Source organism: Marinomonas balearica, assembly GCF_004362145.1.
Taxonomy (GTDB): domain Bacteria; phylum Pseudomonadota; class Gammaproteobacteria; order Pseudomonadales; family Marinomonadaceae; genus Marinomonas; species Marinomonas balearica.
The window spans coordinates 48,375-70,801 of sequence record NZ_SNXC01000014.1 but is presented as its reverse complement, the minus strand read 5'-3'; the positions used below and the strand labels follow the sequence as shown (position 1 = coordinate 70,801).

Sequence of the window (22,427 nt, the reverse complement as noted above, 5' to 3'; positions counted from 1 at the left end):
AGAAGTATTAGAGAAGCAGCATCTATGACACCTTGTATTTGGATAACAGGCCTTTCTGCGTCAGGTAAATCTACTTTTGCACAGGCACTAAAAGAAAAACTCGACCAGCAAAGCGTTGGTAGCTATATACTTGACGGTGACGAACTAAGAAAGGGGCTATGCAGCGACTTATCTTTGACACCAAAAGACCGAAGCGAAAATATAAGGCGGATGGCTCACGTTGCTAAAATTATCAGCAATACCGGAACCATCCCTATCTGCGCCATTATATCGCCCTATATTAATGACCGAGAGAGTGCCCGACAGTTGTTTGAAGAATGTAATTTTTTTGAAATTTACCTATCAACTAAAGTCGAAGTTTGCGCAACTCGTGATCCCAAAGGCCTATACATGAAGGCCAAACAAGGAAAAATTAAAGGAATGACAGGCATAGATGCCCCTTACGAGGCCCCTTTGAATCCTGAGCTCATATTTGATACCGCTATAGAAGATCTCAATGATATGGTAAACACTACGTTAACGTTTTTATCACGGAACTCACAACATGTTTGATAACAAAAGCATTTTGATAACGGGCGGAACAGGCTCATTTGGCAAAAAGTACGTCAAAACGCTGTTAGAACGGTATCAGCCCGCACGTCTCATTATATACTCACGCGATGAGCTCAAACAGTATGAAATGCAGGAAGAGTTCGATCAGCCATGTATGCGTTACTTTATTGGAGATGTTCGCGATAAAGATAGGCTAAAACAGGCTATGCGGGACGTTGATTTTGTGATTCACGCGGCAGCGTTGAAACAAGTTCCTGCTGCTGAATACAATCCGATGGAGTGCATCAAGACCAACATACATGGCGCAGAAAATGTTATCGCTGCAGCGATAGCTAATGATGTCGAAAAAGTCATTGCGCTTTCGACAGACAAAGCTGCAGCGCCAATTAACCTTTATGGCGCGACGAAACTCGCTTCCGATAAATTGTTTGTTGCAGCCAATAATACGGTCGGTAAAGGCCCAACTCGTTTCTCCGTTGTTCGCTATGGTAACGTGGTTGGCTCCAGAGGTTCAGTGGTTCCTCTTTTCAAAAAGAAAGTCGCCGAAGGCGCCAAAAGCATTCCAATTACCCACCCTGAAATGACCCGCTTTTGGATCACACTTCAAATGGGAGTGGATTTTGTTCTCAGAAATTTCGAACGTATGCATGGCGGAGAAATTTTCATTCCAAAAATTCCTTCTGTTAAAATAAAGGACTTAGCAGAGGCATATGCTCCCGGCCTACCAATTGAAGACATTGGTATTCGCCCTGGCGAAAAACTTCATGAAGTCATGTGTCCAACTGATGATTCATACCACACGTTTGAGTTCGAAGACCACTACGTTATCGCTCCAAGTATAAAGTTCTATCGTGATGACCTGAAATACGACGAAAATATGATTGGAGAAAAAGGAGAGCTAGTAAGACAAGGGTTCGAATACCAATCAGGAACAAATGAACATTTTCTTTCAATAGAAGACATTAAAGGCTTTGAAAACGGTGCCTGATTTTATCCCGTACGGACGTCAATCCATTGACGAAGCTGACATTAAGGCCGTTTGCGACACACTAAGGTCAGATTATTTAACTCAAGGACCTGTTGTTTCTGAATTTGAAAACGCAATGGCAGCTCTAAGCGATTGCAAATTTGGTGTTGCAACAAACAGCGCCACTTCAGCACTTCATGTCGCTTGTCTCGCTCTAGGAGTGGCTGCTGGTGACTACGTATGGACGACTCCTAATACCTTTATTGCCAGCGCTAATTGCGCTCTTTATTGCAATACTTCAATCGACTTTGTTGATATCGACCCCATTACGTATAATTTATGTCCTGAGCAATTAGAGCGCAAACTGATTGAGGCTAAAAAATCTAACACGCTTCCTAAAGTCATTATCCCGGTGCATTTTGCAGGCCACCCTTGTGATATGCAGGCCTTAGCAAGGCTAGCTGACACCTATAAATTCAAGATTATCGAAGATGCGTCCCATGCCGTCGGAGCAAAATACCAAGAAAAGCCCGTCGGCAGCCAATATTCCGATATTTGTATCTTTAGCTTCCACCCCGTAAAAGTCATGACAAGCGCAGAAGGCGGTATGGCTGTAACGAATAATCCGAAGCTTGCTAAAAAAATGCATTGCTTGGCAAATCAGGGGATAACAAGAGCCCCCCAAGACTTAAATGAACCTTCTCCTGGTGGTTGGTACTATGAGCAACAGAGCTTAGGCTTCAATTATCGCATGACTGAACTTCAGGCCGCCCTGGGTTTATCGCAGCTTAATAAACTTCACTTATTTATCGAACAACGCAGAGACCTTGCTCAGAACTATTATAAGTTATTAAGACATTTGCCTATTCGTCTTCCAGGAGAAGCAACATACGCTTCCTCAAGCTGGCACTTATTTCCTATCTTACTGCCTGAAGCGCTCATCGAAAAACGCGAACAGGTATTTACTGCTTTGAGAGAAGCTGGTATTGGGACCCAGGTACACTATATCCCAGTACACACTCAGCCCTATTTTCAGAAGCTGGGCTTTCAATGGGGAGACTTCCCTATTTCCGAAGATTATTATTTTAGAACTCTAAGCTTACCACTTTTCCCAGCTCTTACATTAGATGATCAAGAAAGAGTGGTTGCAGTACTTAGCAATGCCATTGATAAGGCCTGTATTGGATGAGCTCAGCTAGTGTCAACATTGCAGTCATTCCTGCACGAGGCGGCTCACAACGCATACCGCGTAAGAATATCCGCCAACTAAACGGAAAGCCTCTTGTTGCCTACTCTATTGAAGCTGCCTTAGATAGTCAGCTGTTTGATAAAGTCATCGTTTCCACCGATGATGAAGAGATAGCAACGGTCGCTAAAAATTGGGGAGCCGAGGTTCCTTTTATAAGACCAAATACATTATCAGATCATTTCACAGGGACCACTCCGGTGATGCAACATGCACTACACGCATTAGGCAATTCAATGTCGATTGAAAATGCGTGCTTGATATATGCAACCTGCCCACTTTTACAAGCTCAAGACATAATAGAGGGCTATAAAGCGTTAAAAAACCTCCCTTTAAGTTTTTCAGCCACGACTTACGACTTCCCTATTCAACGAGCATTAAGTAGAAAAGGGGGAAAACTTCAACCAATGTTTCCTGAGTACATTGCATCGCGTTCACAAGACTTGGAAGAACCTATTCACGACGCAGGACAATTTTATTGGGGGACGAAGGAGCAGTGGCTTGAAAACCCAGATTTTTTCTCTGAGCTGGCGTTGCCAGTTATGCTTCCACGCCACCGAATACAAGATTTAGACACTGAAGAAGATTGGGCTAGGTTAGAAAGTCTATTCATACAAAAGCACACCTATGAGCTAGGCTCATAGGTGACAACTTTGCTTCCTTCACTACCAATATTGCAGTTAACATGTATTAAGTTAGACAAAGCCTTACGAATAGCGTTATGGTTTTCTGGAGGAGCGAAGAACATCATAAAACCACCGCCACCTGCACCGAGTAATTTTCCCCCTAAAGCCCCAGCACGAATACCCGCCTCATAGATGTCATCTATTTCGGGAGTCGATATCCCATCAGCGAGTTCACGCTTTAGTTGCCACGCATCATTGAGCATCAAACCTATTTGATGAAATTCAGGCTCTTTTGACTGCAATACCGAACGCGCTTCTAATGCCATTTGATACAATGTTTTCAACTGTTGATGCTTACGCTTAACATTCTCAATTTGCTTAACAGCGATCGTTTCCGCAATACGAGTAAAACCGGTAAAAAACAAAAGAATGTGATCATTCAATAAACTATGGCTGCCATGACGCATAATCAGTTTGGACACATCTATTCGACCACTTTGATTAAATTTAATAAAATTTGTATTTCCATGAGCAGCCCAAATCTGATCCTGCGAACCCACTTTTTCCTTGATAATCTCTTGCTCTATTCGAATAGCCTCTCTACCAAGAAATTGAGCGCTTGAGATTTTACCTTCTAATGCTCGGATCGCATTAATAAGACCAACGGTAAATGCCGAACTTGAGCCTAAACCAGAACGAGCAGGCAGATCACTGAAATGATGAACTTCAATACCATAGTCTGTTGGATATTCTGTCATGACACCGCGAACAGCTGGATGTGCGATCTGAGAGGCCTCTGTTACGTTTTCTATATTCGAGTACACTATTCGGTGCTTATGCTCGAAGAAAGGCGGTAACTTTCGAATACTTAAATAACAATATTTATCTATAGTTGTTCCAATGACTGCACCTCCATTTTCGAGATACCACGCCGGATAATCAGTTCCTCCACCAAACAGTGAGACACGAAAAGGAGTACGGGTAATAATCATATATGTTCCTTAAACAAGGATTGCGCCACCTTATAACTATCTGGCGTACCGAAATCTAAAAAGTTTTCACCTTTGCATACGCAGGTTATCGGCAACGTATTTGAATCCATTAGATAGTCTTTCTCTAAAGACACAGCCTTAGACTTCTTTAATCGATTTATATGCGGTAATGAAAAATAGTACCATCCCGCATTAACTTCTCCCGACTGATGAAGCCCGCTTTTCTCGATAAGCTGATTTAAGTTATTGTACTCGTCCTTTTTTACAGTGCCGTACCTTGCCGAGTCCTCAACTAAAGTTGTCAGCATTCCCCCACCAGACATGCGAGATAAGTGGAGAAACTCTGGCATATTAAAGTCGATAAAAGTATCGCCATTACAAACCAACACTTCATTGTAATAGCAGATATCAAAGTGCGAAAGAGCCTCTCGCACCGCCCCTCCCGTGCCTAACTGACGACCCTCTACCTGCCATGTTATCTTTAAACTTGAATTAAAATCTTGAACCCAATCAATAACCTGCTTCGCTAAGTATCCAAGACATAAGTGTACGTGAGAAACTCCTTTTGACTCAGCCCAACTCAATAGATGGTACAAGTAAGGATGCTCTCCTATCGGTGCGAGTATTTTAGGTTGATCCGAAACCACTGATTTCAGCCGCGTCCCAAGCCCTCCGGCTAGAACAATAAGTACAGGCATTGTTTGTGATTTCACTAGGAAATATCCTTAGTAGAAATACGAGACTTTCTATCATCGATTAGTTTTCGCGAAAGTCGTGTCTTCGCCATCTCTTCTATGTGCTCACTTGTCTCACTACCGAATTTCCGCTTTATAAACGTTAAGTACTCTTCATTCTCAAAGTAGGCATGAAAGGCATCATCACGAAATGCTAGAACATCGGTAGCAGAGATATGATTTGTCGGTAGAGGTAAACAGTCGTAACTGTGTTGAGAAAAGCCAGACCAAGTTTCTGGAAGGGTCCACCCTTGCCGCTTCGCTTGCACGTATAGAGGGGAACCTGGATATGCCATAGCAGAGTAAAAATTGATAAACTCACACTGTAGCTCAATAGCAAGATCTAATGTCTGCTGCATCGCAGTACTATCATCGTCAGGCAACCCAAAAATGAAGTTACCCATCACATTAATATCGGCGTTTTGAATAGACCTCACAATTGAACGAATATCATCTTGAGAAAAAGATTTATCAGCACCGTCACGTACCACTTCGCTACCCGATTCAATTCCTAATGCCAACCATCGAATTCCCGCTTTACGCAACAGCGGGAGCTGGTTATCTCTAACAGTATCGACTCTAGCATACGCCCATATATTTAGTTCATCTGCAAATGGCAGTGCAGCAAGCCCTTTACAAATAGCCGTATAATGACGAGTTTTCAAAACAAACATTTCATCAATAATTTTGAATGTTTTGATTCCATAATTCGTATACAAATGTTCGACTTCTGCAATGACAGAGTCGGGAGAGCGGGTTCTATAGCGATTTGTGTCAAAAGGTGCGTTTATACAACAAAAAACACACTTAAACGGGCAACCAAGCGTAGTATAAATAGACGCATAAGGTTGCCTTGAATCCAAGTCTCCAAAGCATTGCCAATTATGAGCTCGATAATTTTCCATTGGCAACATATGCCAAACATTGCCGTGTAAGTCTTTGTCTAGATCTTCAGAAATTGGTGCTTTTTCATTATACACAATCTCGCATCTCTGACTGTCCACATATACGAGGCCACGAACCTCATTCAGTGGCATCTGACCAATATGATAAGACCAAAGTTCATAACTTGTAATCGTACCTTCACCCTGACACACATAATCCGCTTGTGTTTTTTCCAACGTTTCTGTTGGTAGAGCTGAAACATGACCACCTACCAACAATATAGGTACATTCGGAGAACGCAACTTAATTTCATCGATTAATGCTGACGCGCCGACCATAGTTTGGGTTGACGCGGATGGCTGATGCCCAAAGGCAACCATAATAACTAGACTAAAATCGCCATCCACAATATGCTCAGCGGCACGTATAGCCCCCATTCCTTCCGCTTCAGTATCTAAAATACTAATCGGCACCTCTCGGTCCAGTAGATAACCCGCTATCAACCGTGTCCACAAAGGCGGTTCGATTGCAGTAAGATTATTACCAAGTGATTGATAGATTTTTTCTCTACCACCTGGATTAACGACAAGCACTCGATTATTGTTCATTGCACACTATCATCCTAGCAATTTTACATATAGCCCAGTTTATACAACGGCCTTTCTGTTACTCTTTCAAGCTTTCTTGAGATTTGTCGGCAGATCAAATCAAAACTTTACCTCACCCACACAAAAGCAACTTACAAACTCTTTCAAAATCAGACATCTAGGGTATCAATTATATGAAAACTATGTAACTCTATTTACGCTTTAGAGAAGTCATGAACACGTTTCTCGAAATTCAGTACGACCAGCGATAGTGGCTACCTAACCGACTATACAAAAAGTTATAGTCACCTTTTGAGCGCATTTAAGACACATCTAAACTTGGTCATTGAGAACTAAGCCTTTTGTTAATTTTTTACCATTAGCATTAGGTATTTATCTCAAATAAAGCTGATCATCGCACTCTGAAACCGTGGATTTATTCGTCGCTTTCCTACAGCTCAGTAACATGAAAAATATACATTTTTACTCATAGTTTTGTCCGAACTGCCGTAAATACATAATGTAGTTTAAATAGCTTAAGGAACGTTCAATATAATGATCGAGAATGCCAGTACTTCTTCGGTAGTTGTTAGCCTTCAGCGGACAGGCTTTTCGCTGATGCTGTCTATTCTAAATGAAATTCATCGTCTGAAAAATATTCCTGTCGCGCATGATGTAGCACAAACAAGGCTGAACAAAGTCTTACCGTTTTTGAGTCAGCAACTCAATAGAGAGTATGTGAGCTTTTTTAGTCGATATAACATGCAGGAATCACTACTATTTAATGGTGAATTTCAACTCATTGTTGGTGGCCCTAAATGGGTTAACCCAGACTATCCAGATGATATTTTTGTTAGGAAGTACTTTGGTATTAAAGACAAAGGAGATTTTCTTCTCGCTGTTCGATATCCAAAAGCACTATTCGACTATTACCCTATTATGCATTCGACAAAATCTCCTGAGTCTTGGGTATCTACATATGGGGAGCGACAGCGTAATTGGTTGACCTCTTACAGAAATCCAATCGACGTGTTTAACTCGGCTGCACATTCCATTAATGCCCTTACAAGCGAATACATTAGCCGATTTATGACTGATGTAAATGAGGAAGCAATACGTCAAGAAATTGGTTTAAGTAAATTGTCCGACCCCAAGGTTTGCCGTGGCCTAATAAAATATCAAATTGATTATTGGAATCGTTACTTCACTGTGGCCCAATTCTTCAAGCACTATAGGTGGGAAGACTTAATATTAGACCCAATATCGACGATACAATATATCGGCTCCTTAATTAATCAAGAAGTATCGGCTCAGGAAGCGGAAGATATTTGGAAGCCTAGAGACCATAAGAACTTACTCTCTCATCACCAGCACAATTTTCGCATCAACAAAGGCGTTGTTGGAGATTGGAAGAACAGCATCATCCCTCAGCATATTAAGCTCTTTGAAGAACTAGGCGGAGGAGAGCTATTCTCTAGACTAGGATATGACTTCCCTTGCGTGCCAGAACGGCAAAATGAGTACCAAAAACAAATTCAACATTATTGGGACAGTGGTAAACCATATGAAATCAAGGATAAGAACTTAGCTGGATTCGCATTTAATAAATCCAATATCGACGCATCTGAATTCTCATTTACGTCCTTTCCAGAGCGAGGAAGAGTATCAATTGAGCGCAGTGATTTAGAAGATGAACCTATATTAAGAGAGTTTCAAACCTTTGCAGCAGAAAAAAATGACTTACTTTGCTCGATGATAAACAAAATTCAATCGTTAGACTCTGACGCGCATCTAGAGCAACTGCTTCGCACTCATTATCCCGAAAATGATGTCACAGCCTTTCTTAACGTCGCGTTAGGCACACATAAGAACACCTTCTCTCGACTAGAAAACTTTCTAAAGAACAACCCAGATATAAATATTACACTTTGGGGAATCGGAACTGATTTTGACAGTTGGATAGAACGAAACCCAAACACGTTACATATCCTCAGCAAGGCTAACATTAACTTGGTAGATCGTAGATTAAAGGGACAACAGAAGTTCAATAAAACGGTCTTGTCTCCTGATGATATTACGAGCCAGAAAGAAACAATCGTAATACCAATGGCACTTAGCTACGAAACACGCCAATCAATCAAACAATATTGCCGCCACATTAAAATTAAATTTTTAGATATAAGCGCAGTTTAATATGGATCACTTAGTTTACTTAGTATACGGGCAGCACTTTCGAAACAACCGAATTCCCGAGTGCTACTTTTTAGTACAACATACTTTGCTACAAGCGGGGATCTCGACCTGCCTAAGTACAGAAGTTGTCATAGGGCGAACCAATATATTGGTCGAAGGTTTTAATAGTGAAAATGTAGAAGAGCTAGAAAGCAAATGTAATGATCGTTCGACACACATTTACCTAATTGCGACTGAGTTCTTAACCGAAAATTCATTTAATCAATTCTCAAATTCAGAGGCGAATAAAAGCCATTATGAAATACCTAGCTACTGGAAAGAGCGTTACGAGAGTTTTCTACGCATTCTTCAACATTGTCGCGGGCTGTTTCATTTATCCGAGCATCAGGTTGATATTTATCAACAGGCTTTTCCCGATGTGCCTGTTATGTACTTTCCTCACACTTATTTACCATCGCTCCAAATGCCGTTCCCATCTTTGGTCAAAAAAGACTATGACGTTGTTTTTACGGGCGTACTTACCCAATATAGGCTAGATATACTACAAGAATTGGAGCAAAGCGGACTTTCAATAACTAAGTGTGATACAACAACACCAGCCTACTTAAGGGAAGACCTGACCAGACGTTCTAAAGTCGCATTAAATTTAAAGCAGAAAGAGAGTTGGAAACACCCTTCAAACTCAAGATTGCATTTTCACCTTACAAATCAATCTTGCATCATATCGGAAACAACGCCAGTAAAGTGCGATCTATCAAACTTTATCATTGAAAAAGATCGCGAAGAGTTATGTGCAAGTGTCATTGAACTTATTGAGGATGACCTATACAACGAAGTAGCATTGAATCAACATCGTAACTTCGCTCAAAACATGCCAGTTACTCATTATATAAATGACATTTTATCTTTTTTGAAGGTCTAAGTTTTAGGAGTATTTCGTGAAAAAAAATTATTGTGTTACTGCTAATGGGCCTGCCGCAACTCGATGGCTTAGTTTTGTACTAGCTTCGAACAAACGCACATTTGTAGCCCATGGAAGCTATCCACTAGACTCGGTCGTAAACGGCTCTTACGAGAGCGAAAAAGCTCTGCTAAGCGCCCCAATAAACAAAGATGCGGTTACACGAGGAAGAGAAGCTGAGCGCTTTATAAAGACAACGCCTCTAAAAGAACTATATGAACACTTTAAAACAGAGTTCCCGGGCTTCGAAAACTATGGATGCGTTCATAGCTTTGTTTTACATGAACTCTACAATAAGCCCGAGATCCATGAAATGGATTTGACTGTTTTTAATTTGATCCGAAACCCTATCAACTATATTGCATCTCATACGAAACTCGTCACTGACGCCCATTTATTTGCAGAAGAACTACACAATCATTACTCCTCATTTTTTGAGAAGCAATTTTTAGAAGAGTTCGAGTCCTTTCCAGAGCAGTTTCCAGACTTTGATAGTAATAACATGGAACACCGAGGACATGTTTTAAGCTGTTATACCATAAAACGACAACAGCAAGACCTACACAACTTTGAGGGAGTCATTGACAACATTCTTATGGAGGAGATGACATCGGATATTGAATACCTTAAGAAATATTGTGAAATGATTACGGGACTTCAATATTCTTATCAGTCACTGGAAAGCTTTATCTCTGGAGGCGCTCTCAACTCTCATAGAAGAAAAGCCAGTAGTAAGGCAGAAGATACCTACACAAACTGGACTAAACTACAGAAAGATATATTTCATCATATTTTAGATGAAAGTGATTTATGTATTTATAAAAAGAATGGATACAACCTAGATTTTTTAGGATAGAAAATGCACTTCAAGCTCATATACGGTAATCACTGGAATTTCGGTATCAATGTAGGCGATACCTTTTTGCTAATTAAAAGTGCTTTGGAGTTAGCAGGGCATATTGCGGATATTGAGAAAGAGCTTTGTCCCGGTCACGTTAATGTAGTAATTGAGAATTTTGACGCTGAATATGTGAGAAAAATTGATCATTTAGTCAAAAATGATGGAAGGCTTATCATAGTCGGTACTGAGTTCTTGACGAAAAATACGTTCAACAACTTTTCTTTTCAAGATGGCAGTTCCTACTACTTCGATAGTGAATACTGGTCTGAAAGGTACAATAATTTTTTAGACGCGTGTCAATACGCCAGTGCAATATGGCATTTTAGTGATGTTGCTAAATCAGACTATGAAGACAATCTTTCTATTCCAGTGCTTTATTTCCCGCATTATTATGTACCTAATTTTAAGCAAGTTATACATAGAAGTGATGAGCAAAAGAATATTGATTTCCTCTTCACTGGAGCAAAGACAGAGTACCGAACTACGATCATAAATGAATTAAAGGAACGTGGATTTTATGTCGAGTCAGTGCATGCTTTAACGGCTCCATTCCATAGAAATGATTTGATCTCGCGCGCTAAAATCTGCCTAAATTTAAAACAATTTCGTGAATGGCCCTATCCATCTCAATCGCGTTTTTTTTACCATTTAATTAATGAGTCATTGCTCGTAAGTGAACAAACAGATATCAGAGCGGATATACAGGACTTCACCTTAACCGCTTCAGGCAACTTTATTGATTATTGCGTAGAAGAATACGAAAAAGGCAATTATAACGAAAGAGCTAAAGCGCTAAGCATTGGCTATCAGTCCGCATTTTCAATGTTGACGGAAGTTCAAAGAATCATAGAAGGTAGCGGTTTATGAGCATAGAGCAACGTATTATCCTGTCTGGACAGCCGAGATCTGGCTACGCCCTGCTTAATTCTATCATTCATAAAATCAAACTAATTTCTGGCTCACTAAATGATTGCGAAGAGCGACAAGCCGCACAAAACATTCTCAATGATAACGATTTAAATCTTTATAATTGCTACCTCGATGCACTTTCCAAATCCGGATATGATGAAAAAGATATCATCATAAACGGTGAGTTTAGAAGCATCAACGGAGGTCCTCAGTGGTTCGACAGCGAGGGAAATTACTTTGTCCGAAAGTATATTGGAATTATGGGGAAAGGCGATATCCTCATTACACACAAAGTTCCCTCTGTTCTCGCCTATCGTAGCGATACGTTACATTCTCACGAATATCCGAGGACCCTTTTAAATCTAAGTAAAAATCACTTCCACTTCGCTAGCATTCGAAATCCTTTAGACATATTTAATTCTGCGAATCATTCCATTAACGCCTTAAGCAGCGAGTACATTCAAAGTAACCAGCATTTAGGAGATGAAGAGAGTATTCGATTATCAATATCTCTGTCTAAATTCTCTGACTTAAAACTGTGTGAAGGGTTAATATCGCATCAAAAAAAGTATTGGGATGAATTTCTCGATATAAAAGAAAATTATTATTGTGTCCATTGGGAACAGCTTATTACAGATCCAATAATGACTATTTCTGGTATCTGTGAGTATCTTGGTGTTCTGCTTACACTAGAACAAAAAGCATCTATATGGAAATCGATGGACCACAAGAACACCTTTCTTTATCATCGACATAATTTTAGGGTCAATAAAGGCGTGATTGGGGACTGGAAACATAATCTCGTTAACGAACATCTTGAGCTTTTTAAGTCATACGGCTTTAATCACATACTCGACGAACTTGGATACCAAAAAATAGAGCACTTTCGCGAAAGCGACTATAACGAAAAACAGAAAATCATCTCAAAAAGTATTCGTAACGGAGCACCTTTAGTCGTCAGAGATGAAATGCTCGCGACTTTTGCATTCAACAAATCGAATATAGATGTATCAAAGTACAAGTTTTATACGGGAACATGGCAAAAAAACAGCAAAATAGAGCGCGCAACCTTTAATGACGACAGCTTATTCGTAGAACTAACCTCATCGAGTTCAGACCTTATTGATCACGCCTTCAAAAAGCTGAACAACAATAATATGAGCAATCAAAACGAACACACCTCTGAATTTATCGAAAAACTTGTCTCAAACCTCAAAGAGCATGCCTCTATTGCGCTCTGGGGAATCTCGTATGATTTCGAAAACCTGCAACGAGCACTTCCTAGAGGTATACTTGAAGCAGAAAATGTCCAGCTTTATGACCAATTGGAGGCTGGTTTAATTCTTAAGAACAAAAAAATCCACACATCACAAGAGTTAGCCTCGTTTGATGGAAAAGTGTTTGCGATACCGACTCATGAAGCGACGATAGAAAGCATGATCTCTTTTGCAAAAAGAAACCACTTTATAAAGCAGCTCATTTGGAATGAGGTACATCATGAATCGATTTAGCGTTGTTAGTTATGGATATTCCGCAAGCAGATGGCTCGCTTTTGCGCTGTCTACTCATAGCGATGTATTCGTTGCCCACGGAACATACGAAATAGATTCCGTAATTGAAGGCTGTTTTGAAGCGGAAAGAACACGTGGAATTTCAGGCGAAAGATTGGACCCTCTAACAAGAGGAAGAACAAACCTTGAGTTAAAAAAACTGTCACTGTCTGAGCTCTATGCTATATACGAACGAAGCTTTCCTAGTAAAGCAGTTTTCGGCAACGTACATACCTTTGTACCGCGTGAACTCTATTATAAGGAGGACTTCAACGCTATATCACCTAAGGTTTTTCACCTAGTTCGGAACCCCTTCCAGTTTATAAAAAGCCATATGAGTGGTGTGATTCAAGCAGAAGCAGTTCCAGAGTTAAGCACTCATTATTCTACATTTTTCGAGTTATTTTGTTCAAGGTTCCCACACGTGTTAGAACTGGAGTGGTTTGATAAACACAGTATAGAACAAAAAGCATTTTTCACTAGCTGTTATACTTTGTTTAATCTAGCCCAAGACTTAAGACGATACGGTCCGTTGATGCGCACGATTCAAATGGAGAAAATGACCACTGATATCATGTACGCTATACAAACCTGTGAAGACATCACTGGTTTAAAGTACTCAACTGAAGATATGCGACCTCTTATTGATTCTGGTGCGATCAATCAACATAAGAGTACATCTTCGCACTTAGATCACTCCTTCGAATCTTGGCACGACTGGCAAAAAGAAGGATTTACTTCTGTGATGTCTAAAGAACTATACGTTTTTTTAAAAACACTTGGATATGCGCTGCCAGACCTAACGTTTCAGTACGATTATTTTGACTAACTAAATCAGGGAGATGCTTTAGTACACCTCCCAAAATAGCTCTAGACAATATAGTAGCTTATACCTACGTCAACAGATTTATGAATATGAGAAAACTCATGTTTCCTGCCATTGATATTTCCATGACTAAGATCCTCAACTAGACCGGCTACTTCTCGTTCTCCTTCAAAATCAACAATGGTATCGTGAAAAATAATAATCCCGCCTTCCCTCACAAGATGATGATACATTCGCCAATCAGATTCGACTATATTTCGAGAATGATGCCCATCAATAAATAGCGCATCGCACTGTACAACAGCTCTACAAACATTCAAATAGTTATCAGGATCATTGGAAGGACCAATATAAAAATGACTGTTCCCAAGCTCTCCTTCCATTTGCTCATGCACATGCCTATCCACAACATCATTTCTAACTTCTATAGTATGAACTTCATCGAAAAGCTGTTTAAAAAGTCGATGTGTTCCACCAATTTCCCCAAAACCAATTTCAACAATTTTTTGCCTTTTTTTCAAACCAAGCATTACTTCGACTAAACCGAGAATCTCTTCTCTCACTTGTTGAATTGGGTTTGTGCTACTTTTGTTGGAGTGATATGCAATTCTCTCTTCTCGAGTAGAACTCGGATCTACATACCCTCCTTTGGCCCAAGGGTGATTCGTAACCCAATTGTCTAGGTCATCTGCAATCGCATGAATATCCATTTTGAACCCCTCTCATTATATACTGTTAATTTCTATGTAATTTGTCGATTTAGAATAGTGTTTTAGCATCTGGCGATAATTAATTAATACCCAAGTAGGCCAATCGTCTCTTAAAGAGAAGTCTCTCCAAAGCCGATCCTCAACAGAGGTTTCTGAAAATTTATGGGCTGCGACATATTCAGAGAAAAGTACACTCACTTCTCTTTCGTTTTCTTCCCAACGTTGCATATAATCTTGCCAAACATCTGAGGAGTCTTTGTCTTTTGGAAGAATAGGGTATTTTTTATCTATACTAACTCCGAATTTTTCAATACTTTTTTTTAGAAAATCATTCTCTAGGGCCTTAGATTTCAAACACCAAAAAAACTCAGTAAGTTCGATAAATTCATCTTCAATTGGGGGGAATAAATTTTCATTCATGATTGCTACCAATAAGCTATATTCCATTCATCCATAAGTGGGTTTTCCATCGCTATTTCTTTGAATTTGTATTCATATTGTCGCAATGCAATTCCAGTACGGTCATAGTATTCATCAAACACGACCGGATTATAATTTTCTGAATCGCACATGCACTTACTATTCATACAAGGTAAAGGCCCGTCTAATAGATCTATATTTGGTCCATCTAATAGCTCTCCAAGTGAAATATTCTTTGGCATTCCACACGAATAGACCTTTCCATCTTTTATATCAATGAATATTGACTTATATCCGGCATTGCATAAGCCTGGCTTTATTCCATTAATCCAGAATTCATATTCATGTCTAGAAAAGCTAATATCTTTTAAGAATTCTTTTTGTTTTTCAGTATAAGCATAAGGGTATACTTCACCTTGAAAGCTACCAATAAAACCATTAACCGATATAGGAATATTTAATTCTTTTAACTCTTCATGGATCATTGGCAACATATGCACCAACGGAGGATAAGCAACAAGCACAATAGATACAGGCATTTTCTCAGCTAATGTAAGTATCGTTTTTTTCCAAACGTCTGTATCTTTTATTTCAGTAGGGTGATATGAAACTGTTAGTGCAACCTTATCAAGATTAAAGCCTTCGAAAAATTTACTATATTGTTTCTCTGTAAAGCCCATATTCGTTATTAGATTTACTGCTTCTACGTTGCTCTGTTGTGTCAACCATCGAGCATCCTCCACTAAATCTTTACTAACAAAAAACTCACCAGCAGGACCTAAACGGATATTTAACATTTTATCGAGCTTCAAAAGATTTTCTAAAATTTTTCTATGATTATCTCTATAAGGCCACTTATAACGAATATTGTCAGCCCCAACATCGGCAGTACAATATGGACAGTGAAAGTTGCACTGTCTAAAGAAGTTCGGAAAACGAACCATTAGTGTTTCTTTTGACATCATAAATTCTCACTTCCAAACAGGTTTTCTAGTAGATATTCAGTCCATGCGACCCAATTAATCTCATTGCGAGGCTGCTTGTATTTCGAATAATGCTCAATTAAGGTGTCGATCTTATCCCTAAGCCCCTCAAAACTATCGAAGTATAGGATAGAATCATCATTTGGAAATGCTAATGGTGTCTCGCTATTTTCCTCCTCCATAAGGATGGCGCCACACTGCAGTGTTTCCCGAACCTTCCCTTTACATTGACTTCGAAAAGAGTAAGTTTGCGTGTTTACTACTACCTTGGTACGCCTTAGCAAAGCCGCGTATTCAGATATAGGAATTGGATTACGATGCTCTCCTGAAACTCCACCAATATGCCTAAACCTATCTCCATACGTGTCCTCAAGAAAGTCAATCCACCTTCCTCTTTCTCCAACTCGACTGCCAAAAAGTGCAATATCAATGTCTCTTTCTTCACCACTATTATAAAACAAACTAGGATCAAACCAGCTAGGGTGAAAAATAACCTTTTCAGAATTTAGGTGCGAACAGTAAGGTGCTTCATTTCTATGCATGCGTTCTAATCGCGTACCATTAGAGTTTTCTATTACTAAATCAGCGTACTCTAATACCTGACGCTCGTATTCAAGATAACCAGCTTCAATATTCGTTTCATCATAATCCCACCATACTGTTAGGATTTTCATATTTGGAACTTGCTGTTTCAACTCAAGAAAGAATTGCGATGGCAAGTTCTCTCTAACGTGCGTAGGCGTATGAACAAGCAAATCAGGCTGAAACCGCAGTACCTTTTCGCGCAATGTATTTGCCCAAAGCACCAAACGCTTCTCCATATAGTCATTGCCATACAACTGGAAAAGAGTCAGAGTAGGATAAGCTTTCAGCAATTCATCTCGAATATTTTCTTCATATGCTCTACTAGAGATCACAACATGATTCGAATAATCCGAAATTTGTTTAGGGCTTATAACTGGCTTTTCTTTTAAAAAACTTCCCCAAAGCGACTCATTTTTATCTGCGACAGCAACAATATTGAGCGATGAGAAAAGATACCAGTGCTGAGTCGTATGAGCTCCTGCGCCATAAATAACAACTGGAGCATTGCCTGCTTGAGCCTTTGCGACTTTAATAGATTGATTTATTAAATCAAGACAATCTATCTCATCCCAGCCAAAATGAAATGTTTCATGTTCTCCAAGTCGCCCTGATTGAACCATAGGCTCTCGTATTTCTATTTTCCCTGCTGAGTCTTCATAAGACTTTGACTCGAAGCGATGAATAGCAAAAAATGTTCTAGGTTTAGTCAGCATGTTTAAGATAATATCGATAGGTTTCTTTCAATCCATTAACTAATGACGTTTCAGGACGCCAGCGATAAGAAAAACATCGTTCACTATCTAGAGATTTATGCGGCATGCCATCAGGTTTAGACGTATCCCACACTAACTCTCCAGCATATCCTACGATCGATGAGATGCTTTCTCCAAGCTCTCGAATAGAAACAGATTTCCCTCCAGCAAGATTGATCGCTTCTTTTTCAAAGTAATTTTGGAGGAAAAATAACATTCCTTTGACAGCATCATCCACAAACAAAAACTCCCGTGTTGGTGCACCAGATCCCCAGAGTGTAACTGTTGGAGTATTACTTTCCTTCGCTTTGTGAAACCGATTTATGAGAGCAGGTATGACATGTCCGCGGGCATCATCAAAATGATCACCAGGGCCATACAAACTAGTCGGCACCAAGGTAAAAAAGGACTTACCGAATTGAGACGCATAGTATTGTGTAAGACGCATTGCGGCTAGTTTTGCTGTCGCATAAGCTTCATTTGTCGGTTCAAAAGGACCGGTCAACAAACTTTCTTCTAGGATCGGCTGCGTTGCATTACGTGGATAATAACAATTTGAGGCGAGATTCATTAAGCGTTCCACACCTGCATCCGCCGAAGCCTTGATAACATTAGTCGCAATCATAATATTGTCGTACAAAAAATCGACAGGCTGAGTCCGATTTGCCTCAATTCCTCCAACTTTAGCAGCTGCCAATAAAACAACATCTGGCCTATTATCAAAAATAAACTCTCGAGTACGATTTTGCTCCCGAAGATCCAATTCCTGTTTCGATGCAAGAATAAGCTCAATATCGTACGTCTTGAGCGCTTTGATAAGCGCTCCACCCACTAACCCTGTATGGCCAGCTACGTAAACACGCTTTCCAGCCAAGTCAAAAAAATCAGACATTACTAAACTTAGAGTTGGATATCATCGTATACCCTTTTATTAACTCGGCAATTCCTTGGTCAAGAGAATGATCAGGCGTATACCCTGTTGCTTCGATCTTATCATTCGAAACAATGTAGTCACGCTTGTCTGGATCTTCTCCGATAGGTGCCTCTAAAAAAGTGAAACCGGGTACTTGCTTTTGAATTCGCTCACAAAGCTCCCACTTAGACAAATTCGCATCAGATAGTCCAACGTTGTAAGCTTCACCAGACATGCTATCGAAGTGTTCTAGTCCGTGAACAAATGCCTTCGTTACATCTCGAATATGAATGTAGTTGCGTTTAAAGTGGGATTCAAATAACACCAATGCTCTATCTTTTACTGCTCTATAGACAAAATCGTTAACCAGCAAATCTAGTCGCATTCGAGGCGCAAAACCAAAGACAGTCGCCAATCTAAAACTAATAGCAGATCCATGTGCAAGTACCGCTTCTTCCGCTTCTACTTTGGATCTTCCATATAGACTAATAGGGCGAAGAGGCGACTCTTCGGTGCAAAACTTCCCTGACTCGCCGATTCCATAACCACTGTTGGTTATAGGCATCAGGATTTTTTGATTCTTACTTAGCAGTTTAGTAAGCATCACAACAGCATCGCGATTAGTTGTTACTGTACCAATTTCATCACGGGAGCATAATGGAGCGCCGACCAAAGCGGCAAGAGGAATAACCGTGTCAGCCATTTTTACCAATGATTTCATTGTTGATTCGTTTCGACAATCTCCGCGTTCAACTTTGAAGTTTGGATTCGCCGCCACTGCATTTAAGGAATCCTGCCCAAACATAAAATTATCAAGCACAGTCACCTTATGTCCAAGTTCAAGTAGTCGAGGTACTAAAATAGAACCAAGATACCCCGCACCACCTGTGATTAAAATATTCTGCGACATTACATACTCTCCTGTGCTGCGCGATCTAGAACTTGATATAGCAACTCTAGTTCAGAGCTAAGATCGAAAGGGTGATTACCAACAAAGAAACCATAATCATGGGCAATATTAGCGTTGACTATAGGCGCAGCCTCACTGTAGTCATAGTACTTGAGTACATCATGCCTAAGGAAATTTCCACCTGTGATAATTCTAAAACCTATTTTGTTGTCAGACAGCGCTTTGAAAATAGTTTTTCGATCTAATTTTTTTTCGGGGTTCAAGATGATTGTGAAGCAAAAACACGAACTGCTGCCATTCTCTTTTTGGATTATAAACCGATCATCATGTTCAAATAACGACTGGAATAACTTTAGATTCTTACGTCTCGCTTTCGTGAAATCAGGCAATTTTTTCAACTGCTCAAGCCCTGCTGCTGCATTCAGTTCAGTCGGCCTAACATTATACCCAGGAAGAATAAAACGATACGCTTCGAACAGATCATCGCCCGAACGCTCGAACAATATTGAATCTTCTGGCAAATCTCGAGTCCAACCATGTGCTCTGAGGCTACGACATAATTCATACAGTTCCTGCGAATCGGTAAGAATCATTCCTCCTTCCATAGTCGAGATATGGTGAGAAAAGAAAAAGCTAAAAGTGTTTAAATCACCAAATGTTCCTGCTTTTTTACCATTCAGCTCTGCATCCATCGACTCGCAATTGTCTTCCATAAAGTACAGACCATGCTTATCAGCAAGACTTCGCATGACATCAAGCGCTGCGGGGTTACCTAAGATGCTTACACCAAGAATCATTTTAGTGTTCGGTGTTATTGCCCGTTCAATTTGAGCTACATCCATATTCAAGGATTCCAACTCAACATCGACAAAACGTACTTTTAATCCATACTGCTGCAAAGGATGATAAGTCGTAGCCCAACTAATAGCAGGTACTAATACCTCATCGCCTTGTCGCAAAGGGTTTTCTTTGGTGAAAAACAACGCAGCCACTGAAATTAAGTTCGCAGAAGAGCCGGAGTTCACCATGATTCCATACTTTTTTCCATGGTAATCGGCGAACTTACGTTCAAACTCCGCAACTTTAGGACCCATGGTAAAAAAACCTGAATCCATTACAGTTTGTAGAGCATCTAACTCTTCTTGCCCCCATGAGGGGGCAGCCAAATCGTATGACATTTAAAACGGTCCTTTAAACTGAGATTGATATGCTAATTCACAGCGCTTGCTATCAGGTATCCAACCATCTTCTCCTGTAGCTAGCCGATATGCAGACATTGCTATGGTTTTAGGATTTGGATAAAAAGCATCTTCTAATGTTGGCGTTGTTGGGCAAGTTGTTTCAGCAAATCCCATCCGCCTAACTTTGGGCTTCACCTCTATTATTTCACTTTCAGCAACCCGAGCGACGATTTCAGCAGATACGCCGCAATTCAACCAAGCATTGTCTACTACGAGCAAACGACCTGTTTTATTTACGGATCTTTCAATGGTTTCAAAATCGAGGGGGGAAATAGTAACAGGATCAATTACCTCTGCTTCAATCCCTTGTTCAGCTAATAATTCAGCAGCACGGTAGGCCTCGTTTACCATATTAGATACGCCAACAATGGTCAGGTCTTTGCCCTCTCGCATCACTCGAGCCTTACCAAACTCTACAGCGTAAGCTTCTTCAGGCACAACAGTTTCACTTCCATAGAGCAGTCGATGCTCCATAATCAAAACTGGGTTATTGTCTCTAACAGCTTGAATTGTAAGCCCTTTCGCATCGTATGCATTGGACGGGGCTACAACCTTCATTCCAGGGATATGTGCGAACAGAGAATGCAACCCCTGTGAGTGCTGCGCTCCTTGCCCCCATGATTTACCAATCATGGTTCGAATTACCATCGGTACCTGAACTGTTCCGCCATACATGTAGTGGCTCTTAGCCGCAATATTTACCAATTGATTCATACATAACAATAGAAAATCCATGCGAATATGTACATGTATAGGCCTCTGCCCAGCCATCGCGGCACCAATTGCGACCCCCGTCATAGCATCTTCAGACAGAGGAGTAGTAAAAATACGCTCAGAGCCAAACTTGTCTAATAGGCCTTTTGTAGAGCCTTGGATCGATTTATGATCGTCAATATCAAGCCCCATCATAAAAACTCGACTGTCTTCTTCCATCGCCTGGTATGCACCTTCAGACAACGCCTCGAAATATTTTAAGACTCGTGCGCTACGACTAGTTAGCATAGACATAGTCATACAACTCCTCTGGCGATGGGAATGAACTGTTTTCGGCAAATTCAACTGCCGCCATTACTTGTTCCTCAATGCTTTTATCAATGCGATATTTCTCATCTTTCGACAGTTGTTTTCCCAATGTGACGTAGACATCTTTAGCTCGCCATTCCTTACCTTCTTCTAGGCTTCTATAGCCTTGATCGTAATCCTCATTTGGGCCAACGTGCTCAAACCAACGATGAGTATGGCACTCCATAAAAGCAGGACCCGCTCCTTTCCTAATTGTATCGATAAGATCTCCTGCATGAGCGTGAATAGCAAGGACATCTGGTTCTTTAAACCTCTTCGCAGGAATGCCATAAGTAGCAACACGCTCGGTCAAGGTGTCCGCAGCCCAGCGCTTAGTTAGAGGTTCGTGAATAGCTAAGCGGTTATTTTCTACCACAAACAAAATTGGTAATTTCTGTAGGGCAGCAAAGTTAATGCTCTCGCTAAAACAACCTTCCTCGGTTGCACCATCTCCCATAAATACAACAACGACATCATCTCTGCCTTGCTGCTTAATAGCCAATGCGTGCCCTACAGCAACAGGGATTCCGGTTCCAACAACGGCAGACATTCCAACAACGCCTTTAGAGGAATCCACAAGGTGCATCGACCCAGCTCGCCCCTTAGCACAGCCTGTTTTCTTTCCATAAAGCTCGGCCATTAGCGCGTTCACATCTCCTCCCTTGGATAGGTAGACACCATGACCACGATATGTTCCAGCAGCGAAATCACTTTCACGTAAGTGGTCTATTACTGAAGATGCAATGTATTCTTGCCCAATGGCTAAGTGGACAGGGCTTTTAATTTTGTCACTCGGATATATATCCGCAATAATTTCTTCTACTCTTCGAGTCAATGCAATGGAAGCGTAGAGCCGTGCTTCTATGGATGAATAAGGTGCCATAACTGCTCTCGTTTTAAGTTTCTATAAAATAGAATATCG

At 40.5% G+C, this 22,427-nt stretch carries 22 protein-coding genes; 10 read left to right on the top strand and 12 right to left on the bottom strand.

Annotated features, from left to right (window positions below; translation table 11 throughout):
• Positions 1–24: 24 nt before the first annotated feature.
• Genes cysC through pseF form a run of 4 tightly spaced genes read left to right on the top strand, consistent with a single transcriptional unit; the run spans position 25 to position 3,409 of the window.
• On the top strand, positions 25–552 hold the full coding sequence (gene cysC / locus DFP79_RS13925) for an adenylyl-sulfate kinase (RefSeq protein ID WP_133504555.1): 528 nt from the start codon (positions 25–27) through the stop codon (positions 550–552).
• Positions 545–1,540 (top strand): UDP-N-acetylglucosamine 4,6-dehydratase (inverting), encoded by a 996-nt coding sequence (pseB, locus tag DFP79_RS13920; RefSeq protein ID WP_133504554.1) that lies wholly within the window; start codon positions 545–547, stop codon positions 1,538–1,540. The genes cysC and pseB overlap by 8 nt, the downstream gene beginning before the upstream one ends.
• The gene (pseC, locus tag DFP79_RS13915) at positions 1,533–2,708 is read left to right on the top strand and encodes a UDP-4-amino-4,6-dideoxy-N-acetyl-beta-L-altrosamine transaminase (RefSeq protein ID WP_208111441.1); all 1,176 of its coding nucleotides are present in this window, start codon (positions 1,533–1,535) and stop codon (positions 2,706–2,708) included. Before pseB ends, pseC begins: the two co-directional genes overlap by 8 nt.
• Complete coding sequence (gene pseF, locus DFP79_RS13910; RefSeq protein WP_133504553.1) at positions 2,705–3,409, top strand: pseudaminic acid cytidylyltransferase; 705 nt, start codon at positions 2,705–2,707, stop codon at positions 3,407–3,409. Before pseC ends, pseF begins: the two co-directional genes overlap by 4 nt.
• On the opposite strand, the gene DFP79_RS13905 is transcribed toward pseF, so the two are convergent.
• The 3 genes from DFP79_RS13905 to DFP79_RS13895 are packed head-to-tail and all read right to left on the bottom strand — an operon-like array spanning position 3,391 to position 6,610.
• Entirely contained in the window at positions 3,391–4,383 is a 993-nt protein-coding gene (locus tag DFP79_RS13905) for a GHMP family kinase ATP-binding protein (RefSeq protein ID WP_133504552.1), read from the bottom strand. The genes pseF and DFP79_RS13905 overlap by 19 nt on opposite strands.
• A complete protein-coding gene (locus tag DFP79_RS13900; RefSeq protein WP_133504551.1) occupies positions 4,380–5,096 on the bottom strand; it encodes a sugar phosphate nucleotidyltransferase in 717 nt (238 codons plus the stop codon). The genes DFP79_RS13905 and DFP79_RS13900 overlap by 4 nt, the downstream gene beginning before the upstream one ends.
• Entirely contained in the window at positions 5,096–6,610 is a 1,515-nt protein-coding gene (locus DFP79_RS13895) for a B12-binding domain-containing radical SAM protein (protein ID WP_133504550.1), read from the bottom strand. Before DFP79_RS13895 ends, DFP79_RS13900 begins: the two co-directional genes overlap by 1 nt.
• Positions 6,611–7,144: 534 nt before the next feature.
• Between DFP79_RS13895 and DFP79_RS13890 the strand changes: the two genes are divergently transcribed.
• The 6 genes from DFP79_RS13890 to DFP79_RS13865 are packed head-to-tail and all read left to right on the top strand — an operon-like array spanning position 7,145 to position 13,932.
• Positions 7,145–8,782: a sulfotransferase domain-containing protein gene (locus DFP79_RS13890; RefSeq protein WP_133504549.1), complete on the top strand. Its 1,638-nt coding sequence runs from the start codon at positions 7,145–7,147 to the stop codon at positions 8,780–8,782.
• A 1-nt stretch (position 8,783) separates the two neighbouring features.
• A complete protein-coding gene (locus DFP79_RS13885; RefSeq protein ID WP_133504548.1) occupies positions 8,784–9,704 on the top strand; it encodes a hypothetical protein in 921 nt (306 codons plus the stop codon).
• Positions 9,705–9,720: 16 nt separating this feature from the next.
• Complete coding sequence (locus tag DFP79_RS13880; protein ID WP_133504547.1) at positions 9,721–10,599, top strand: hypothetical protein; 879 nt, start codon at positions 9,721–9,723, stop codon at positions 10,597–10,599.
• Between the two features lie 3 nt (positions 10,600–10,602).
• Entirely contained in the window at positions 10,603–11,511 is a 909-nt protein-coding gene (locus DFP79_RS13875) for a hypothetical protein (protein WP_133504546.1), read from the top strand.
• Positions 11,508–13,064, top strand: coding sequence for a sulfotransferase domain-containing protein (locus DFP79_RS13870; protein WP_133504545.1), 1,557 nt, complete (start codon positions 11,508–11,510; stop codon positions 13,062–13,064). Before DFP79_RS13875 ends, DFP79_RS13870 begins: the two co-directional genes overlap by 4 nt.
• On the top strand, positions 13,051–13,932 hold the full coding sequence (locus DFP79_RS13865) for a hypothetical protein (protein WP_133504544.1): 882 nt from the start codon (positions 13,051–13,053) through the stop codon (positions 13,930–13,932). The genes DFP79_RS13870 and DFP79_RS13865 overlap by 14 nt, the downstream gene beginning before the upstream one ends.
• A 41-nt stretch (positions 13,933–13,973) precedes the next feature.
• Here the strand turns inward: DFP79_RS13865 and DFP79_RS13860 are convergent, their stop codons facing one another.
• The 9 genes from DFP79_RS13860 to DFP79_RS13820 are packed head-to-tail and all read right to left on the bottom strand — an operon-like array spanning position 13,974 to position 22,388.
• A complete protein-coding gene (locus tag DFP79_RS13860; RefSeq protein WP_133504543.1) occupies positions 13,974–14,639 on the bottom strand; it encodes a class I SAM-dependent methyltransferase in 666 nt (221 codons plus the stop codon).
• A 15-nt stretch (positions 14,640–14,654) separates the two neighbouring features.
• Positions 14,655–15,059, bottom strand: a complete 405-nt coding sequence (locus tag DFP79_RS13855; protein ID WP_133504542.1) for a hypothetical protein — start codon at positions 15,057–15,059, stop codon at positions 14,655–14,657.
• A gap of 5 nt (positions 15,060–15,064) precedes the next feature.
• Positions 15,065–16,024 carry a hypothetical protein gene (locus DFP79_RS13850; protein WP_133504541.1) on the bottom strand — a complete coding sequence of 320 codons (960 nt, stop codon included), beginning with the start codon at positions 16,022–16,024 and terminating at the stop codon, positions 15,065–15,067.
• Complete coding sequence (locus DFP79_RS13845) at positions 16,021–17,340, bottom strand: glycosyltransferase family protein (RefSeq protein WP_133504540.1); 1,320 nt, start codon at positions 17,338–17,340, stop codon at positions 16,021–16,023. The genes DFP79_RS13850 and DFP79_RS13845 overlap by 4 nt, the downstream gene beginning before the upstream one ends.
• On the bottom strand, positions 17,330–18,271 hold the full coding sequence (locus DFP79_RS13840) for a GDP-L-fucose synthase family protein (protein ID WP_133504539.1): 942 nt from the start codon (positions 18,269–18,271) through the stop codon (positions 17,330–17,332). Before DFP79_RS13840 ends, DFP79_RS13845 begins: the two co-directional genes overlap by 11 nt.
• Entirely contained in the window at positions 18,264–19,202 is a 939-nt protein-coding gene (locus tag DFP79_RS13835; protein WP_133504538.1) for an NAD-dependent epimerase/dehydratase family protein, read from the bottom strand. Before DFP79_RS13835 ends, DFP79_RS13840 begins: the two co-directional genes overlap by 8 nt.
• Positions 19,202–20,380 (bottom strand): DegT/DnrJ/EryC1/StrS family aminotransferase, encoded by a 1,179-nt coding sequence (locus tag DFP79_RS13830; RefSeq protein WP_133504537.1) that lies wholly within the window; start codon positions 20,378–20,380, stop codon positions 19,202–19,204. Before DFP79_RS13830 ends, DFP79_RS13835 begins: the two co-directional genes overlap by 1 nt.
• Positions 20,381–21,451 (bottom strand): alpha-ketoacid dehydrogenase subunit beta, encoded by a 1,071-nt coding sequence (locus tag DFP79_RS13825; RefSeq protein WP_208111440.1) that lies wholly within the window; start codon positions 21,449–21,451, stop codon positions 20,381–20,383. It abuts the gene before it with no gap.
• On the bottom strand, positions 21,435–22,388 hold the full coding sequence (locus tag DFP79_RS13820) for a thiamine pyrophosphate-dependent dehydrogenase E1 component subunit alpha (protein WP_133504536.1): 954 nt from the start codon (positions 22,386–22,388) through the stop codon (positions 21,435–21,437). Before DFP79_RS13820 ends, DFP79_RS13825 begins: the two co-directional genes overlap by 17 nt.
• Positions 22,389–22,427 lie beyond the last annotated feature (39 nt).

What these genes read in the sequence shown, in the direction of transcription:
- cysC (WP_133504555.1), top strand. Translation starts at nt 25, where the DNA reads ATGACACCTTGTATTTGGATAACAGGCCTTTCTGCGTCAGGTAAATCT.
- pseB (WP_133504554.1), top strand. Translation starts at nt 545, where the DNA reads ATGTTTGATAACAAAAGCATTTTGATAACGGGCGGAACAGGCTCATTT.
- pseF (WP_133504553.1), top strand. Translation starts at nt 2,705, where the DNA reads ATGAGCTCAGCTAGTGTCAACATTGCAGTCATTCCTGCACGAGGCGGC.
- DFP79_RS13905 (WP_133504552.1), bottom strand. Translation starts at nt 4,383, where the DNA reads ATGATTATTACCCGTACTCCTTTTCGTGTCTCACTGTTTGGTGGAGGA.
- DFP79_RS13895 (WP_133504550.1), bottom strand. Translation starts at nt 6,610, where the DNA reads ATGAACAATAATCGAGTGCTTGTCGTTAATCCAGGTGGTAGAGAAAAA.
- DFP79_RS13890 (WP_133504549.1), top strand. Translation starts at nt 7,145, where the DNA reads ATGATCGAGAATGCCAGTACTTCTTCGGTAGTTGTTAGCCTTCAGCGG.
- DFP79_RS13885 (WP_133504548.1), top strand. Translation starts at nt 8,784, where the DNA reads ATGGATCACTTAGTTTACTTAGTATACGGGCAGCACTTTCGAAACAAC.
- DFP79_RS13875 (WP_133504546.1), top strand. Translation starts at nt 10,603, where the DNA reads ATGCACTTCAAGCTCATATACGGTAATCACTGGAATTTCGGTATCAAT.
- DFP79_RS13870 (WP_133504545.1), top strand. Translation starts at nt 11,508, where the DNA reads ATGAGCATAGAGCAACGTATTATCCTGTCTGGACAGCCGAGATCTGGC.
- DFP79_RS13865 (WP_133504544.1), top strand. Translation starts at nt 13,051, where the DNA reads ATGAATCGATTTAGCGTTGTTAGTTATGGATATTCCGCAAGCAGATGG.
- DFP79_RS13860 (WP_133504543.1), bottom strand. Translation starts at nt 14,639, where the DNA reads ATGGATATTCATGCGATTGCAGATGACCTAGACAATTGGGTTACGAAT.
- DFP79_RS13855 (WP_133504542.1), bottom strand. Translation starts at nt 15,059, where the DNA reads ATGAATGAAAATTTATTCCCCCCAATTGAAGATGAATTTATCGAACTT.
- DFP79_RS13850 (WP_133504541.1), bottom strand. Translation starts at nt 16,024, where the DNA reads ATGATGTCAAAAGAAACACTAATGGTTCGTTTTCCGAACTTCTTTAGA.
- DFP79_RS13845 (WP_133504540.1), bottom strand. Translation starts at nt 17,340, where the DNA reads ATGCTGACTAAACCTAGAACATTTTTTGCTATTCATCGCTTCGAGTCA.
- DFP79_RS13840 (WP_133504539.1), bottom strand. Translation starts at nt 18,271, where the DNA reads ATGTCTGATTTTTTTGACTTGGCTGGAAAGCGTGTTTACGTAGCTGGC.
- DFP79_RS13835 (WP_133504538.1), bottom strand. Translation starts at nt 19,202, where the DNA reads ATGTCGCAGAATATTTTAATCACAGGTGGTGCGGGGTATCTTGGTTCT.
- DFP79_RS13830 (WP_133504537.1), bottom strand. Translation starts at nt 20,380, where the DNA reads ATGTCATACGATTTGGCTGCCCCCTCATGGGGGCAAGAAGAGTTAGAT.
- DFP79_RS13825 (WP_208111440.1), bottom strand. Translation starts at nt 21,451, where the DNA reads ATGTCTATGCTAACTAGTCGTAGCGCACGAGTCTTAAAATATTTCGAG.
- DFP79_RS13820 (WP_133504536.1), bottom strand. Translation starts at nt 22,388, where the DNA reads ATGGCACCTTATTCATCCATAGAAGCACGGCTCTACGCTTCCATTGCA.